Here is a 16,264-nt window from a genome sequence, read left to right on the forward strand (position 1 = left end):
ATTTCATGAAAGCACATAGCCCCACGCGGTGGCGGTTCAGGCGGCCGAGCGTCATTCCGGGTTTCGGAATGGCGCTCGGCCTTACCTTGACCTGGCTCACCCTTCTGATTCTCATTCCGCTCTCCGGCCTTGCCTTCCGGTCGAGCGCGCTCGGCTGGGAGAAATTCTGGTCGATCGCGCTCGATCCGCGCACGTTGAACGCGCTGCGCATCAGCTTCGGCAGCGCCTTCGTCGCCGCTGTCGTCAATGCCGTTTTCGGCATCATCCTCGCCTGGGTGCTGGTGCGCTACCGCTTTCCCGGCAAACGCGTCATCGACGCAATGGTCGATCTGCCCTTCGCGCTGCCGACCGCCGTTGCCGGCATCGCACTGACGACGCTCTACGCGCCGAACGGCTGGATCGGCCAATTCCTGACGCCGCTCGGCATCAAGATCGCCTTTACACCGGCGGGCATCGTCGTGGCGCTGATCTTCGTCGGGCTGCCCTTCGTGGTGCGCACCGTGCAGCCGGTCATGGAGGAAATCGACAAGGAAGTGGAGGAGGCGGCGGCAACGCTCGGCGCCAACCGCCTGCAGACGATATTCCGCGTGCTGCTGCCGGGATTGGCGCCGGCAGTGCTCACCGGCTTTGCGCTCGCATTCGCCCGCGGCGTCGGCGAATACGGCTCGGTCATCTTCATCGCCGGCAATCTGCCGTTCAAATCGGAGATCGCGCCGCTGCTGATCATCATCAAACTCGAAGAGTATAATTATGCGGCGGCGACCGGCATCGCAGCGATCATGCTGGTGATTTCGTTCGCCATGCTGCTGGTCATCAACCTTATTCAAAGCTGGAGCAGGCGGAGGTACGGCTATGGCGCTTGATGCAACCGTTCAACCCGCGAAGGTGCGTTCAGTGACGACGGAACACCGGATCGCGCGCTACAGCCTGATCCTCCTTTCGCTCGTCTTTCTGCTGCTGATCCTGCTGCTGCCGCTTGCCGCCGTCTTCGTCGAGGCCTTCCGCAAAGGCGCTGGACCCTTCCTCGAGGCTCTTGGCGATGCCGAGACCTTTTCGGCGATCCGCCTGACGCTGATCGTCGCCGGCATAAGCGTGCCGCTCAACCTTATCTTCGGGGTCGCCGCCGCCTGGGCGATCGCCAAGTTCGAGTTCAAGGGCAAGGCGTTCCTGACGACGCTGATCGACCTGCCCTTCTCGGTCTCGCCCGTCATTTCGGGCCTGGTCTTCGTGCTGTTGTTCGGCGCCAATGCCTCGCTCGGCCAGTGGTTCAGCGCTCACGACATCAAGATCCTATTCGCCGTACCGGGATTGGTGCTTGCGACCATGTTCGTTACCTTCCCCTTCGTCGCCCGCGAACTGATCCCGCTGATGCAGGAACAGGGCACGGCCGATGAGGAGGCAGCGCTTTCGCTCGGCGCCAGCGGCTGGCAGACGTTCTGGTACGTGACGCTGCCGAACATCAAATGGGGCCTGCTCTACGGCGTGCTGCTCTGCAACGCCCGCGCCATGGGCGAGTTCGGCGCCGTCTCGGTGGTGTCGGGCCACATCCGCGGCCAGACGAACACCATGCCGCTACAGGTGGAAATTCTCTACAATGAATATAATTTCACCGGCGCTTTTGCGGTCGCCACGCTTTTGGCCTTGCTCGCGCTCGTGACTCTTGTTTTGAAGACGCTGCTGGAAATGCGCTATAGCGCGGAGATCTCCGCCAGCCGGCGGCACTGAAGGAATTGGAATGGAAGTACGCGTTCAAAACATCCGCAAGGAATTCGATCGTTTTCCGGCGTTGCACGATGTCTCGCTCGACATCCGATCCGGCGAGCTGATCGCCCTGCTCGGTCCCTCCGGTTCAGGCAAAACGACATTGCTGCGCCTGATCGCCGGTCTCGAGAGCCCGACGGAGGGGCAGATCTTTTTCGGCGACGAAGATGCCTCGAAAAAGACCGTGCAGCAGCGCAATATCGGCTTCGTCTTCCAGCATTATGCGCTCTTCCGCTATATGACGGTGCTCGATAACGTCTCCTTCGGCTTGAAGGTCAGAAACGGTGCGCGGCGGCCGCCTAAGGCCGATATCCGCCAGCGGGCACTGGAACTGCTCGAACTCGTGCAGCTTGCCGGCCTTGAGAAACGTTATCCGGCTCAGCTTTCCGGCGGCCAGCGCCAGCGCGTGGCGCTCGCCCGCGCCATGGCCGTCGAGCCCAACGTGCTGCTGCTCGACGAACCTTTCGGCGCTCTCGATGCCCAGGTGCGCAAGGACCTGCGCAAATGGCTGCGCGAGATCCATGACCGCACCGGCCACACCACAGTCTTCGTCACCCATGACCAGGACGAGGCGCTGGAGCTTGCCGACCGCGTCGTCGTGATGAGCCAGGGCGCGATCGAACAGGTCGGCACCCCGGATGAGGTCTATGACAATCCGAATTCTCCCTTCGTTTTCGGCTTCATCGGCCAGTCGAACTGCCTGCAGGTCGAAATCACCGATGGCGACATCCGCTTCGACGGCCGCTCGCTCGGCCTGAACGCCGAGGGCGAGCCGGACGGCGCCGCTCAGCTCTATTTCCGCCCGCATGACGTCAGACTCTGCGAATCAGCGGAAAACTGCATTACCGGCCAGCGGGTTTCTAGCCGCCGCGTGGCCGGCACCCGCCATATCGAGCTCGATATCGGCAACGACCGTCCGCACATCGAAATCGAACTCCCGCCGAGTGAAGCCGACAGGCTCGACCGTCACCGCGTCGCGTTCAAACCGACGCGCTGGAAGCTGTTCCGCGACTGATGTCGAGCAGCACGCGGCTTTTCCAATGCGCACATGGCGCCGTAACTGTTTGAGTAGTTAAATAATTCCTTAAGTCTCGGGGATTATGCAGCGGGCGGTCGCAGGGATCACGGCCGGAATCGCTTTCAGCGATAGTCGCTTCGGCTTTTTGTGATCTTAGGTTGTTTGTATTTCAGTCATATGACGAGTAAAAGATTGTGCGCGTTAATCATAAAGGGCTGGACTAATCCCATAGGAGGCACCTGGCGTTGAGGGCGGAGATTTCCTTTGGAAAATCCCTGATCGGGATTTTATTCGTAGGACTGGCGGCTGTAGGCTGCACCACAACACCGAAGCCGGCGACGGCGCCGGCAAAGACCAAGACAACACAGGCTCAACCGAAAGTCACTTTTAATTATACCGCTAAGGATCGCGACTGCTTGAAGCGCGCGATGTATTTCGAATCGCAGCATTCCGACGAGGACGGTTACATGGCCGTCGGAACCGTCGTCATGAACAGGCTCACATCAGGCGCCTATCCTCCATCGATCTGCGGCGTCGTCGCTCAGGAGAAGCAGTTTGCGCCCGGCGTCATGACGCGCGAAGTCAAGCCGCAGGCCGAACCGGAGCTTGCCACCGCGGCCGATGCGATCCTGCTAAAGGGCGCACGCCATCCAGCGGTGAAGGATGCGATGTTCTTCCACACCGACGGGCTGAAATTCCCCTACAACAACATGCATTATGTGACGGTTGCCGGCGGCAACGCCTTCTACGAGAAGCGCGATTCCAACGGCATGCTTCAAACGCCGCCGCCGCTGCCTTCCTATGAGGTGGCGATGAATTATGTGCCGGGCGAAAGCATGCTGCCGCCGCAATTCGAGGCGCTGATCCCCTCGGCCGTTCCCGTTCCGCTGCCGGCGCCCGACCCCATGGCCACGGCAAGCACGGCACCGATGCAGATCACGGCGCCAGTGACGGCGCCTGAACCTTCGATCGAGCCTGAGCCGGGAATTCGGATCGCGATCCCCACCCCCCGCCCCGCCTATGACAGCGTCATGCTGCGTGGAGGCATGCCAATGACGGGCGGCTGAACCAGCCGTTCCCAAGAACGCTTAGAGCAATTCCAGCAAAAGTGTGTAACGGTTTTGCGTCCGGAATTGCGTGAAAACAAAGAGATAAAGCATTTCCGTGATTCGAAGAAAAACGGAAATGCTCTAGAGGCAAGCGCCTCTAAGCCCGTTCCTCCCAAACCTTCGCCAGTTCCACGATCGTTGCAACCGCTCTTTCCATGTCCTGCCGGCTCACCCATTCGAGCGGCGAGTGGAAGGCATGGCCGCCGGCGAAGATGTTCGGGCATGGCAGCCCCATGAAGGAGAGGCGCGAGCCGTCCGTGCCGCCGCGAATGCTGCCGCGCACCGGCGTCATTCCGGCCCGGCGCACCGCTTCGATGGCATTGTCGACGATCTCCGGATGACGGTCGAGCACCAGCTTCATGTTGCGATACTGTTCCTTCACCTGGAAATGGTAGGTCGAGCCGGGATAGGCAGCCAGTACCTCCTTGACGATGGCTTCCAGCATCGCCTCTTTCTCCGCCAGCCCCTTGTCGGTGAAGTCGCGGATGATGAAGCTCAGCGCCGCTTTCTCCATCGAGCCGGTCACCCCGACCGGATGGATGAAACCTTCCCTGCCCTCGGTGGTCTCGGGTGCAATCTCCTTCGGCAGACGATCGATGATGGCGCCGGCGATCTTGATGGCGTTTTCCATGCGGTCTTTGGCGAAACCGGGATGGATCGCCACGCCCGATATGCTGATTTCGACGCCATCGGCCGAAAAGGTCTCGTCCTCGATATGGCCTGATGTCTCGCCATCCATCGTATAGGCGAAGTCGGCACCGAGCTTCTTCAGGTCGACCTTGTTGACCCCGCGCCCGACCTCCTCGTCGGGCGTGAACAGGATCTTGATCGTCCCGTGCCGGATATCGGGATTGCCGACGAGAATCGCCGCCGCCGTCATGATTTCCGCCAGCCCCGCCTTATCGTCGGCGCCGAGCAAGGTGGTGCCGTCGGTCGTGACGATGTCGTTGCCGATCTGATTCATCAGTTCGGGATGCTCGGAAACACGAATCACTCGGCTCGGATCGCCGGAAAGCCGGATATCACCACCAGCATAATTCCTGATGACCTCAGGCTTGACGTCGGTGCCGCTGAAATCGGGCGCCGTGTCCATATGCGAACAGAAACAGATGACCGGCACCGTCTTGTCGCTATTGGCCGGAATGGTCGCATAGACATAGCCGTGCTCGTCGAGATGGGCGTCCGCAAGGCCGATCTTCAGCAGTTCGTCGACCAGCAGCCGGCCGAGATCCTTCTGCTTGCCGGTGGTCGGCTGCGTCGACGAGGACGGATCGGATTGCGTGTCGATAACGACATAACGGAGAAAGCGGTCGAGAACGGTGTCGGTCATATCAATCCAGTCCAGTGAGATCCCCCGAGGATATAGCCCTCCCGGGTGATGCGGCAAAAGATTTCTCCGGTCGGCGAATACGCCGGCAGCTCCATCGACGGAGCACAGGATAGTCTGGTTCGCTCAAAGGCGGGTCAGGATATCGCTGCGGTCTTGAACAAGCGCTCGCCATTTCCAATATTTTTTCGGGATCAAGCTGGCATCGAAAGGAGGAAAAAAATGCCGCTGAACGATGTGCTCTGGACTCGTCCAGTGACGGTCCGGCTGCAGTGCGGCCTGGAACGAACTTTTACCGGCGTCTATGATGCCTTGGATTTCTTGGAAAATGAATGGCCACTCGGCCACGGGGAGCGCCACAGGCGCGCCGTCAAAACCTGTCGCGGCGCCCTCAACCGGGTTATTGCGCCGCTGATTGCACGGGAGGCTTTCATGGCTGCGTGCGTCGAGGCCGGCATGCCGGCAGTCGTGGCTCCCTGGCAGATGCAGGCCGCCAGCCGTCCGGTGCGACCCAGGCGTGCCGCTGCACTCCGCTAAGGGCGGAGCCCCCGGAGGTGGCGTTACGAACTTCGAGACATGCGCGGCCCCGGCGGGAGCCGCGCCGGCACGATAGCCGGGTTAGCGAATGGATTTGAAAGCAGCGCAATTCTTGAGCAAAGAGTTGAGGTTGCTCCCGCGCAGCGAAATGGCCGCCTCGCTCCGCCTGATATCGGCTCCAGCTCTCAGGTGCCATGAAGCGTTAGGCGGTCGAAGTATCACACATGTTTCCGGTCGGGGTCTGTTCTGTTACAAAATGTGGCTTAGCAGTGCTTAGATACGCGATCATACGATGGCGCGGGGACAGGTCGTTGCTGTCCTTGACAACCAAAATCATGATTGCCGCCGGCATCGATGGAATTTATGGCCATGCCCCTTCCCTTTCAGGAATATGGCAGGTCGCCCGGCGTTGGAACAACGATGTGCGCAATTTCGTTGTGGAGCGAATGTCCGGGAACAGCCATGGCCAGCGACAAGCTATCGAGCTACCGATCGAAACGCGATTTCCAGAAGACCGCTGAGCCCAGCGGTGAACGGCGCATCAAAAAGAGCAACCGCCGCCGCTTTGTGATTCAGAAGCACGATGCGACACGTCTGCATTACGACCTGCGGCTCGAGCTAGACGGCGTGTTCAAGAGCTGGGCTGTCACCAAAGGTCCATCGCTCGATCCGCACGACAAGCGCCTGGCCGTCGAGGTCGAGGATCATCCGCTCGATTATGGCGACTTCGAAGGCACGATTCCGAAAGGCCAATATGGCGGCGGCACGGTCATGTTGTGGGATCGCGGCTATTGGGAGCCGGAGGGAAAGAAGAGCCCTGAACAGGCGCTTGCCAAGGGCGACTTCAAGTTCACCCTCGAAGGCGAGCGCCTGCACGGCAGCTTCGTGCTTGTGCGCATGCGCAACGATCGCGAGCGCAGCAAGCGCACCAATTGGCTGTTGATCAAGCATCACGACGAGTTCTCGGTGGAGGAGAACGGTGCTTCCATCCTGGAAGAGAACGTCACCTCGGTGGCTTCAGGACGCAGCATGGAAGAGATCGCAGCCGGCAAGGGGCGTAAACCGAAGCCCTTCATGGTGGAGGGCGGCAAGGTGCAGGCGGATGCCGTCTGGGACAGCAACCACGGACTGGCCGCAGAGGAGCGGCAGTCGGAGGCGAAAGGCGGAAAGCGCGCCGGCGCCGCAACGGCGGTTTATCTTCCGGGCTTCATCGCGCCGCAGCTCTGCCAGAAGCTGGAGCGGCCGCCCGGCGGGGACGGTTGGATCCACGAGATCAAGTTCGATGGATATCGCATTCAGATGCGGGTGATCGACGGCGAGGCGACGCTGAAAACCAGAAAAGGTCTCGACTGGACGGCCAAGTACCCCGAGATCGCCGGGGCGGCGTCCGCGCTTCCAGACTGCATAATCGATGGTGAGATATGCGCTCTCGATGAGCACGGCGCGCCCGACTTCGCCGCGCTTCAGGCGGCGCTGTCGGAAGGCAAGACCGGCGACCTCGTCTACTTCGCCTTCGATCTGCTCTATGACGGCGGCGAGGATTTCCGCCTCAAGCCCCTCACGGAGCGAAAGATGCGATTGCAGGAACTCCTCACGGAGGCCGGCAATGACCCTCGCATCCGCTACGTCGAGCATTTTACAGGCGGCGGCGACGCCGTGCTCAGGTCGGCATGCAAGCTATCGCTGGAAGGCATCGTGTCGAAAAAGGCCGATGCCGCCTATCAGTCCGGGCGAACGGAAAGCTGGGCGAAATCGAAATGCCGTGCGGGGCACGAGGTGGTCATCGGCGCCTATGCCAAGACCAACGGCAAGTTTCGTTCGCTTCTCGTCGGCGTCTTCAGCGAGGATCATTTCGTCTATGTCGGCCGTGTCGGAACCGGATATGGCGCCAGGAAGGTTGAAACGCTGCTTCCGAAGCTGAAGGCGCTGGAGACGGCGAAGTCGCCGTTCACCGGTATCGGCGCTCCGAAGAAGCAGGCTGAGGTGGTCTGGGTGAAGCCGGAGCTTGTCGCCGAGATCGAATTCGAGGGCTGGACCGCCGATGGCCTCGTCCGGCAGGCGGCCTTTAAAGGCTTGCGCGAGGACAAGGCTGCCAGGGAAGTCGAGGCGGAGCGACCGCTAAGATCCTCGAGAACCGAAGTTGTAGAGCCGACCCCGAGGGCCATACAAACACCAGCGCGCCGCAGGGGCCAGAAGGCCGATGTCATGGGTGTGCTCATTTCAAACCCGGACAAGCCATTGTGGCCGGACGTCAACGGTGGTGATCCGGTAACAAAGGAAGAATTGGCCCGCTATTACGAGGCGGTCGGCGACTGGATGATCGAGCACCTCAAGGGCAGGCCCTGCTCCATCATCCGTGCTCCGGATGGAGTTGGTGGCGAGCAGTTCTTCCAGCGTCATGCGATGCCGGGGCAATCCAAACTGCTCGAATTGATCAAGGTATTTGGCGACAAGAAGCCATATCTGCAGATTGATCGCATCGAAGGACTTGCTGCGGTTGCCCAGATCGCGGCTGTCGAGCTCCACCCGTGGAACTGTGAACCCGGGCAGCCGGAAGTGCCTGGCCGCCTGGTATTCGATCTTGATCCCGGTCCCGACGTCCCATTTTCCACGGTCGTTGCCGCTGCCCGCGAAATGCGCGATCGGCTGGAAGACCTCGGATTGACCAGCTTCTGCAAGACGACGGGCGGCAAGGGCTTGCATGTCGTAACCCCGCTTGCTGTCAACAAACGAAAACCGTTGTCATGGCCCGAAGCAAAGGCCTTCGCGCACGACGTCTGCCAGCAGATGGCCCGAAACAACCCCGATCTCTATCTGATCAAAATGACCAAGAGCCTGCGGGGCGGTCGCATTTTCCTTGATTACCTGCGCAACGATCGCATGGCGACGGCGGTCGCTCCGCTCTCCCCCCGAGCCCGCCCGGGCGCCACGGTGTCTATGCCTCTGACGTGGACGCAGGTGAAATCGGATCTTGACCCGAAAAGGTTCACGATCCGAACCGTGCCTGCCCTGCTATCGAAGTCGTCCGCCTGGAAGGATTATTGTGAGGGACAGCGTCCCTTGGAGCAGGCGATCAAGAAGCTCGGCCGAACCGGCAAACATGCCGCCTGACAGGGCGAGTATTGCGGCATAGGTGGCAGTTGGCTCTTGCGAGATCTTGATCGCGTTGCGGGATTTCACGGAATCGCAGGGGCATCAGTCATATCAAAGACGGCTGCGTTATCCTGGATTTCGCGGAGGCCCTTGTAGGAGGGGTGTCGCAGGCTGCCCTCATGCGTCCAGCCGCGAAATTCGACTTCGGCGATCAGGGTTGGCTGCGAAAAGACGAGGCGCTTTCCTTTGAGCGGCACAACAGGTTTTTTCGTCTGGAGGCGGTTCAATGTCTTGCGCAGATATTCCGCCTCCGTTCGATTGAAGCCTGTGCCGACAGAGCCGACATAGATCCAGTCGTGACCGTTTCGACCCGCAAGCAAAAGACTGCCGAGTCCGCCGCGGTTGCTGGCGGATTCCTCGTACCCGACGATCATGAAACTTTCGCTCTGAACGCACTTGATCTTCTGCCAGTCCCCCAGACGACCACTGCGGTAAGGGCTGTCCCTGTGCTTTGCGATGATGCCTTCCAGGCCGCGATCGCATGCGTGCTCGAGCAGTTCCTCGCCACCCAAATCCAGGTCTTGCGAGAACCGAATGGCGCCAGCGTCGGTCTCAGGAATCAGATCTTCGAGAAGGTGGCGGCGGACCGACAGCTCGGTGCGCGTCAGGTCGTGACCGTCGAGATACAATAGATCGAAGGCGTAGAAGACGGATTCGGTCGAAATCCGTTTGCCGCCCCTTCCGCCGAGCGAGCGCTGCAACGCTCCAAAGTCCGAGCGACCCTCTTCATCAAGGACGACAGCTTCTCCGTCGAGAATGCAGCGTGTTACACCGAGCTCCTTTGCCCCTGCGGCGATATTTGGAAAACGGTGGGTCCAGTCATGGCCGCCACGGGTGAGAATGCGAATACCTTTCGGCTCGATGTGGAGCGCCAATCGGTAGCCGTCCCACTTCACCTCATAGAGCCAGTCCGGCCCTTGCGGCACCGTCTGCTTCAGCAAGGCCAGGCATGGCTCCACTCTGGACGGCATTGCATCGAACGGCAGGTTCGGCTGGTCGGGATCACGGCGACGGACAGGTCGCGATTGTATGGAAGAACCGGAGTCGCGAAGGAGGGGGGCGGAAGGGCGCCGTGGTTTGGTCATCGCTTAATGTCTGCCAGGTCGGTTCTCGGCATCGACGGATTTACGCAGGGCGTCCATGATGTTGATGACGTTGCTGGGAGCCGGCTCGACTTTTCCCTTGCCCTTGGACTTGGCTCCGACAGGCTTTTTCATCTGTTTCTTCTTGGATTCGATAAGATCAAGCAGCCTATCCTGCACCGGATCGGATACCATCTTCGGGTTCCAGTGCTGCGTCTGCTTTTTGATGAGCTGTTGAACGAGCGGCATCATCTTGCTGTCCGCCGGCTGATCGTCGACACGTTCGAAATAACTATCGGCGCCGCGGACTTCGTCACCGTAACGCAGGGTCCAAAGGACGATGCCCTTCCCACGTGGCTCCAGCATCACGGCGCGCTCGCGGCGGGCAATCACCAGCCGCGAGATCCCGACCATGTCCTCGGCCGCCATCGCATCGCGGATCACCGAGAATGCCTCTTGGCCGACCGGATCGTCAGGCGAAAGATAATAGGGCGTGTCGAGCCATATCCAGTCGACGCCGTTGCGCGGTGTAAAGACCTCGATATCGATCGTCTTGGTGCTTTCGAGCGCGACGTTCTCCAGTTCCTCGTCTTCCAGCATGACATATTCGTTCTCGCCACGCTGATAGGCTTTCACTTCATCTTCATCCTTCACGTCCTTGCCGGTGACGGCATCGACATAGTGGCTGATCACTCGGTTCTGGGTTGCGCGATTGAGCGTGTGGAAGCGCACCTTCTCGTTTTCGGACGTGGCCGGCATCATCTGCACCGGGCAGGTGACAAGCGACAGCTTCAGGTAACCTTTCCAGTATGGCCGGATTGCCATGGCAACCTCCGATCACCCGGCGCGGCGCTGGTGGGCGCCACCGGGGCTGCGTGATTTCGTCGTCGACGCGCGCGCGGCCTTCTGCCTGCTCTTTCCGGCATTGGCATTTGCAGCGGTGCGCTTCGTTTTGGCCGGCGTCGCCATGCCGGCGCTTTCGCGCAGCGCCTGTAACAGGTCGTTGGGTTTCGCAGCCGGCGGCGCCTTCTTCTTTGGCAAGCTGCGGCCTTCGATCTTGGCCTTTACCAATTCGGCGACGGCGGCTTCGTAACGGTCGTCGAATTGCTTCGGATCGAACTCGCCCTTCTTGGTGTTGATGATGTGCTTGGCAAGCTCCAGCATCTCGCCTTCAATCTTGAGATCCGGCATCTCCTCGAAAGCCTTCTCGGAGGAGCGGACCTCGTAATCGAAGTTCAAAGTGGAGCCGATCAGCCCCTTGCCATGGGGGCGGATGAGGAGGGTTCGCAGGCGCCGGAACAGCACCGTCCGGGCGATAGCCGCGACCTTGGCCTTCTTCATGCCATCCCTGAGGAGCTTGAAAGCGTCGCTGCCCATCGTGTCGGGAGCCAGATAATAAGGCTTGTCGAAATAGACGTCGTCGACCTCGTCACAAGGAATGAAGGCCTCCACCTTCAGCGTTTTGTCGCTTTCAGGTATGGCGGCCGCGACCTCCTCGGGCTCGAGGACGACGTAGCGCCCATCTTCGATCTCGAAACCCTTGACCTGGTCCTCGCGTTCGACCGGATCGCCGGTCTCGCCGTCCACAAATTCCCGGCGGACGCGGTTGCCGGTCTTCCTGTTCAGAGTATGAAATGCGATACGCTCGGATGTGGAGGCGGCGGTATAGAGCGCCACCGGGAAAGCCACCTCTCCGAACTTGATAAAGCCTTTCCAATTCGCTCTCGGGGCAACCATTTCGTACGCGCTCCTGCCGCAACCAGTGCGAGTCAACCGAATCACTTTACGATTGGTTCCGAATCAAAACGAATCAAATTTCAATAGCTTAGAGAGAATGATTCACGCGTTTTCCGAGTCTCGCCTATCCCCTTGAATCCGATTGATCTTTTTTTAGCCAGGTGTCTTTGCGATAGGAACAACCAGAGACAGGGACGCCTGAGGCGTGATTCTGGGCTCGATTCCCTAGTCGACGCGTCGTCCCTCGCCATCGAACACGTGCAGATATTGGGGCGGGAAGGCGACATTGATCTTCGGCCCCGCCTTCAGCGCTTCCCGGTCGAGCGTGAAGATCTTGAATGGCAGGCCATGCAGGGCAAGATGCAGGATGATGCCGAAGCCGGTGGGTTCGACGAGTTCCACATCGGTGGCAAGCCCGGTTCCGTCATTCGTCATCAGCACATGCTCCGGCCGAATGCCGAGCGTCACCTTCGCGCCTTCTGAAAGCCGCAGCGGCTTCGCCAGCGGCACGATCGTTCCGTCCTGCAGCTTTACGCCGCCTGCGGTATAGCTGGCCTCCAGGAAGTTCATACCCGGCGAGCCGATGAAACCGGCAACGAACAGATTGGCGGGGCGGTCGTAGAGTTCCAGCGGGCTGCCGACCTGCTGGACGACGCCGCCATGCATGGCGACGATCCGGTCGGCGAGAGTCATCGCCTCGATCTGGTCATGGGTAACGTAGATCGAGGTCGCCTTCAGCTCGCCGTGCAGCTTCTTGATTTCGGCGCGCATCTGCTCGCGCAGGCGCGCGTCGAGATTGGAGAGCGGCTCGTCGAACAGGAAGGCTTTCGGCTGGCGCACGATGGCGCGGCCCATGGCGACGCGCTGGCGCTGGCCACCCGAAAGCGCCTTCGGCCGCCGTTCGAGCAGCGGGTCAAGGCCGAGCTTGGCTGCGGCGGCAGCCACCGCGCTTGTGATCTTCTCCTTGGCGGTCTTCCGCAGCCTCAGGCTGTAGCTCATATTGCCGGCGACGTTCATGTGCGGATAGAGCGCATAGGACTGGAACACCATGGCAATGTCGCGGTCCTTGGGGTGCAACTCGTTGACCCGACCGCCGGCGATGCGGATTTCGCCTGATGTGACATCCTCCAATCCGGCGATCATGCGCAACAGCGTAGACTTGCCGCAGCCGGAGGGGCCGACGAGCACGACGAATTCGCCGTCCCTGATCGACAGGTCGACGCCGTGCAGCACCTGCACGTGGCCATAGGCTTTGCGGATATTCTGGATATCGATCGATGCCATTCTGTTTAACCCTTGACCGCGCCGGCCGTCAGGCCCTGGACGAGATAACGCTGGATGAGCAGGAAGAAGAGGCCGGCCGGAATGAGCGCCATGACGCCCGCCGCCATCATCTGCCCGAAATCCACCGAGAATTTCGAAACGAAGGTGAGAAGCCCGACCGGGAAAGTCGCCGCGTCATTGCCGTTGATCAGCATCAGCGCAAACAGCAATTCGCTCCAGGCGGCGGTGAAGACGAAGCCGAGCGTCGCGGCGATGCCGGGCAGCGTCAGCGGCAGGATGATCTGGCGAAACGCCGTGAACTGCGTCGCCCCATCGATCATCGCCGCCTCTTCGAGGTCCTTCGGAATGCCGTCGAAGAAGGACTGCATCAGGAAGGTGGCGAAGGGCACGTTGAAGGCGGTGTAGACGATGACGAGCCCGGTCAGGCTGTTGGTCAGATGCAAGGGCGACAGGATCTTGAAGATCGGGGCGACCAGCATGACGAGCGGAAACATCTGGGTCAGCAGCATCAGCGCCACGATCCAGTATTTCGCTCGGAAATTGAAGCGCGACAGCGCGTAGCCCGAGAGTGAGGCGCAGATCGTCACGGTCACCGCCGTCGAGGCCGAGACGATCAGACTGTTCTTGAAGAAGGTCGGAAAGGCGCTGTGCTGCAGCACGAAAGCATAATGATCCCAGCTCGTGCGCGACGGCCACAGGCGCACGCCCTCGGTATAGAGCAGATCGTTTGGCGTCACCGAGACCTTGAGCAGCCAGAACAGCGGAAAGAGCGCGAAGGCGATGTAGCAGAGAATTGCCAGACGGTGCGCGATCGTGGGGATGACGGATCGTCTCATGTCTCAATCCTTGTTCAGCAGCGTCTGCCGCAGCAGGATGATCAGCATCGAATATGCGAGCAGCAGCGCCAGCAGCACCAGCGCGATCGCCGAGGCATAACCGAAATCAAGCCGCTTGAAGGCGGTCGTGAAGATGTAACTGGCGACAATCTGCGTCCGGTCGGCCGGACCGCCATTGGTCATCACGACGATGAGATCGGCGAAATTGGAGATCCACACGGTGCGCAAGAGCACGGTGATGGCGATCGTCGGCGCGAGAAACGGCAGGGTGATCGAGCGGAAGCGCTGGAACCAGCCGGCGCCGTCGATCGACGCCGCCTCGTAGAGATCGCGCGGGATGGCCTGCAGGGCAGCAAGCAGCGTGATGGCGAAGAAGGGAATACCCCACCAGACATTAGCGACGATCGGGCCCCACATCGCATAATTCGGATCGGAGAGGATGTTGCCCGGCTCCTGCATCAGCCCGAGCCCGAAAAGCCAGTGCGGGATCGGCCCGATGACCGGGTTGAACAGCCAGGCCCAGTTCAGGCCGGCGAGAAAGGACGGCACCGCCCAGGGCAGGAAGACGAGCGCCTGCGCGAGCGCCCGGCCCGGGAACGGCTTGTCGAGCAACAGGGCCAGGATCAGCCCGAAGGCAAATTGCAGGACTACGGAAGCGCCGGTCCACCAGAGCGTATTCCTCAGCGCGCCGTAGAAGGCCGCATCACTTGCAAGCTCGCGGAAATGCTCGAGGCCGACGAAGCCACCGGAAAAGGGGTTGAGCAGCTGGATGTCGCGGAAGGCATAGGACAGCCCGAGCGTCAGCGGCACAAGCATCACCGCGATGATCAGGATCAGGGACGGCGCGCTGTAGAGATAGGGCTCCGAGGCATCGGCAAGACGACGCAGCCATGGTCTGCGGTCGCGGCGCATGTCGAGCATATCGGCGGAAATGGTCATCGAATTGCAGTTTCCATTGTCTTACCCGGTTGGAGATTCTTGCCTGAGTATACTTCTGAAGTGGGAGGTCGGAGCCCCCTCATCCGACCCTTCGGGCCACCTTCTCCTCGAGGGGAGAAGGGGACGGAAACGTTGCGGCATATTCCCTTCTCCCCAGCGGGGAGAAGGTGCCGGCAGGCGGATGAGGGGGCCTCCAGCTCGACGCCCGTTAGCTATTTCTTCGACAAGAACTTCTGCTGCGCCTTGGTCAGATAGTCCGCCCATTGGTCGGCCAGGTCCTTCGCCGAGATATCGCCGAGCAGGGCCTGTTGCGAGGTCTTGATCGCCAGCGAATCCTTGAAGAAGGCGAACTCTTCCAGATAGGTCGGCATGACCGTCGGCACCGTGTTCGGATCCGCCAGTTCCTCGAACCAGCCCTTGAACTGGTCACCGGCATAGAAGGGGTCCTTCTCTGCCGCCGTATAGGCCGGCAGGGCGCCGATGCGCTTGTTCCACTCGATATTGCCTTCCGGCCCTTCGAGGGTGGCGATCAGCTTCCAGGAGAGATCCTTGTTGCCACTCGTCGAAAACATCGACCAGCCGCCATAACCGATGGTCGGGAAGGACTTGCCGTCAGGACCCTTCGGCAGCGGCGCGACACCGAAATCCTCCTTCTTCATGCGCTCGGCGATGGCGATCAGCGCATCGGGATCCTGGTCGAGGAAAGCGCAGGTGCCGGAATAGAAGCCGGCGACGACTTCGTTGAAGCCCCAGTTGACGCTGTCCTTCGGCGCATAGCCCTTCTTGTAGAGATCGACCATCCATTCGATGCCCTTGGCCCAGCCGGGGCTGTTCATCGTCGAGGTACCGTCTTCCTTGAAGTATGTATTGTCGCCCGCCATCGTGGCGGCGAAGATCATCCAGCCGTTGAGGCCGCCCGGGCCGCCGCGCATGCAGTAGCCGTATTTGCCGGGCAGCTTGGAGACTTTTTCGGACGCGGCGGTGAACTCGTCCAGCGTCTTCGGCGGCTGGGCCACGCCGGCCTCCGAAAGCAGCTTCTTGTTGTAGAACATCGCTCTGAGATAGAAGCCGTAGGGCAGCATATAGGCGGTGTTCTTGACATCGCGGCCGAGTTCGAGGGCGCGCGGCGTCAATTCCCCAGTGTGCTCCCACTTTTCGAGATAGGGCTCGAGGCTTTCGAGCATGCCGTTATTGGCATAGAGCGACAGCCAGGTGTCCGGCATCTCCATCACGTCAGGAACATCACCTGCCGACACCATGGTCGCGAATTTCTGGAAGGCTTCGTTCCAGGGCAGCGAGATGATGTCGACCTTGGTGCCGGGATTGGCGGCCTCAAACTTGCCGACGATCGATTTCAGCGTTTCGGTGCGCTCCGGGCTGGTGATGACTTCGACAAGCTTCAGCGTCGTATCGGCAAAGGCCGTGCCCGCCATCATCGAAGCAAAGAGCGTGGCGATTATTAGTTTTTTCATGCTCAGTTC

General features: G+C 60.5%; 14 protein-coding genes and 1 pseudogene. 6 read left to right on the forward strand and 9 right to left on the reverse strand.

What is annotated here, in order from left to right:
• Window positions 1-5 precede the first annotated feature (5 nt).
• From cysT to J0663_RS27725, 4 genes are all read left to right on the forward strand, one after another.
• A complete protein-coding gene (cysT, locus tag J0663_RS27710) occupies window positions 6-863 on the forward strand; it encodes a sulfate ABC transporter permease subunit CysT (RefSeq protein ID WP_207245597.1) in 858 nt (285 codons plus the stop codon).
• Entirely contained in the window at window positions 853-1,725 is an 873-nt protein-coding gene (gene cysW / locus J0663_RS27715; RefSeq protein ID WP_207245598.1) for a sulfate ABC transporter permease subunit CysW, read from the forward strand. Before cysT ends, cysW begins: the two co-directional genes overlap by 11 nt.
• A 10-nt stretch (window positions 1,726-1,735) precedes the next feature.
• Window positions 1,736-2,776 carry a sulfate/molybdate ABC transporter ATP-binding protein gene (locus tag J0663_RS27720; protein WP_207245600.1) on the forward strand — a complete coding sequence of 347 codons (1,041 nt, stop codon included), beginning with the start codon at window positions 1,736-1,738 and terminating at the stop codon, window positions 2,774-2,776.
• 248 nt (window positions 2,777-3,024) lie between these two features.
• Window positions 3,025-3,846 carry a cell wall hydrolase gene (locus tag J0663_RS27725; RefSeq protein ID WP_207245605.1) on the forward strand — a complete coding sequence of 274 codons (822 nt, stop codon included), beginning with the start codon at window positions 3,025-3,027 and terminating at the stop codon, window positions 3,844-3,846.
• A gap of 139 nt (window positions 3,847-3,985) precedes the next feature.
• On the opposite strand, the gene pepT is transcribed toward J0663_RS27725, so the two are convergent.
• Window positions 3,986-5,218 (reverse strand): peptidase T, encoded by a 1,233-nt coding sequence (pepT, locus tag J0663_RS27730; RefSeq protein ID WP_207245609.1) that lies wholly within the window; start codon window positions 5,216-5,218, stop codon window positions 3,986-3,988.
• Between the two features lie 219 nt (window positions 5,219-5,437).
• Between pepT and J0663_RS27735 the strand changes: the two genes are divergently transcribed.
• Entirely contained in the window at window positions 5,438-5,752 is a 315-nt protein-coding gene (locus tag J0663_RS27735) for a DUF982 domain-containing protein (protein ID WP_207245929.1), read from the forward strand.
• 81 nt (window positions 5,753-5,833) lie between these two features.
• On the opposite strand, the pseudogene J0663_RS31845 reads toward J0663_RS27735, so the two are convergent.
• Window positions 5,834-5,951 (reverse strand): annotated as a pseudogene (locus J0663_RS31845) (alpha/beta fold hydrolase); the annotation flags it as partial.
• A 263-nt stretch (window positions 5,952-6,214) separates the two neighbouring features.
• On the opposite strand from J0663_RS31845, the gene ligD (J0663_RS27740) reads away from it, so the two are divergent.
• On the forward strand, window positions 6,215-8,863 hold the full coding sequence (gene ligD / locus J0663_RS27740; RefSeq protein ID WP_207245613.1) for a DNA ligase D: 2,649 nt from the start codon (window positions 6,215-6,217) through the stop codon (window positions 8,861-8,863).
• A gap of 65 nt (window positions 8,864-8,928) precedes the next feature.
• On the opposite strand, the gene ligD (J0663_RS27745) is transcribed toward ligD (J0663_RS27740), so the two are convergent.
• The 7 genes from ligD (J0663_RS27745) to J0663_RS27775 form a co-directional block, all read right to left on the reverse strand.
• The gene (ligD, locus tag J0663_RS27745; protein ID WP_207245614.1) at window positions 8,929-9,990 is read right to left on the reverse strand and encodes a non-homologous end-joining DNA ligase; all 1,062 of its coding nucleotides are present in this window, start codon (window positions 9,988-9,990) and stop codon (window positions 8,929-8,931) included.
• A 3-nt stretch (window positions 9,991-9,993) separates the two neighbouring features.
• On the reverse strand, window positions 9,994-10,812 hold the full coding sequence (gene ku, locus J0663_RS27750; RefSeq protein ID WP_207245617.1) for a non-homologous end joining protein Ku: 819 nt from the start codon (window positions 10,810-10,812) through the stop codon (window positions 9,994-9,996).
• Window positions 10,813-10,824: 12 nt separating this feature from the next.
• Entirely contained in the window at window positions 10,825-11,724 is a 900-nt protein-coding gene (gene ku / locus J0663_RS27755) for a non-homologous end joining protein Ku (protein WP_207245623.1), read from the reverse strand.
• A 225-nt stretch (window positions 11,725-11,949) separates the two neighbouring features.
• Window positions 11,950-13,008, reverse strand: a complete 1,059-nt coding sequence (locus J0663_RS27760; protein WP_207245624.1) for an ABC transporter ATP-binding protein — start codon at window positions 13,006-13,008, stop codon at window positions 11,950-11,952.
• Window positions 13,009-13,013: 5 nt separating this feature from the next.
• Window positions 13,014-13,844: a carbohydrate ABC transporter permease gene (locus J0663_RS27765; RefSeq protein WP_207245626.1), complete on the reverse strand. Its 831-nt coding sequence runs from the start codon at window positions 13,842-13,844 to the stop codon at window positions 13,014-13,016.
• Window positions 13,845-13,847: 3 nt separating this feature from the next.
• Window positions 13,848-14,783, reverse strand: a complete 936-nt coding sequence (locus J0663_RS27770) for a carbohydrate ABC transporter permease (protein ID WP_207245627.1) — start codon at window positions 14,781-14,783, stop codon at window positions 13,848-13,850.
• Between the two features lie 212 nt (window positions 14,784-14,995).
• Window positions 14,996-16,255 (reverse strand): ABC transporter substrate-binding protein, encoded by a 1,260-nt coding sequence (locus J0663_RS27775; protein WP_207245629.1) that lies wholly within the window; start codon window positions 16,253-16,255, stop codon window positions 14,996-14,998.
• Window positions 16,256-16,264 lie beyond the last annotated feature (9 nt).

Origin of the sequence: Rhizobium lentis, assembly GCF_017352135.1 — a bacterium.
Taxonomy (GTDB): domain Bacteria; phylum Pseudomonadota; class Alphaproteobacteria; order Rhizobiales; family Rhizobiaceae; genus Rhizobium; species Rhizobium lentis.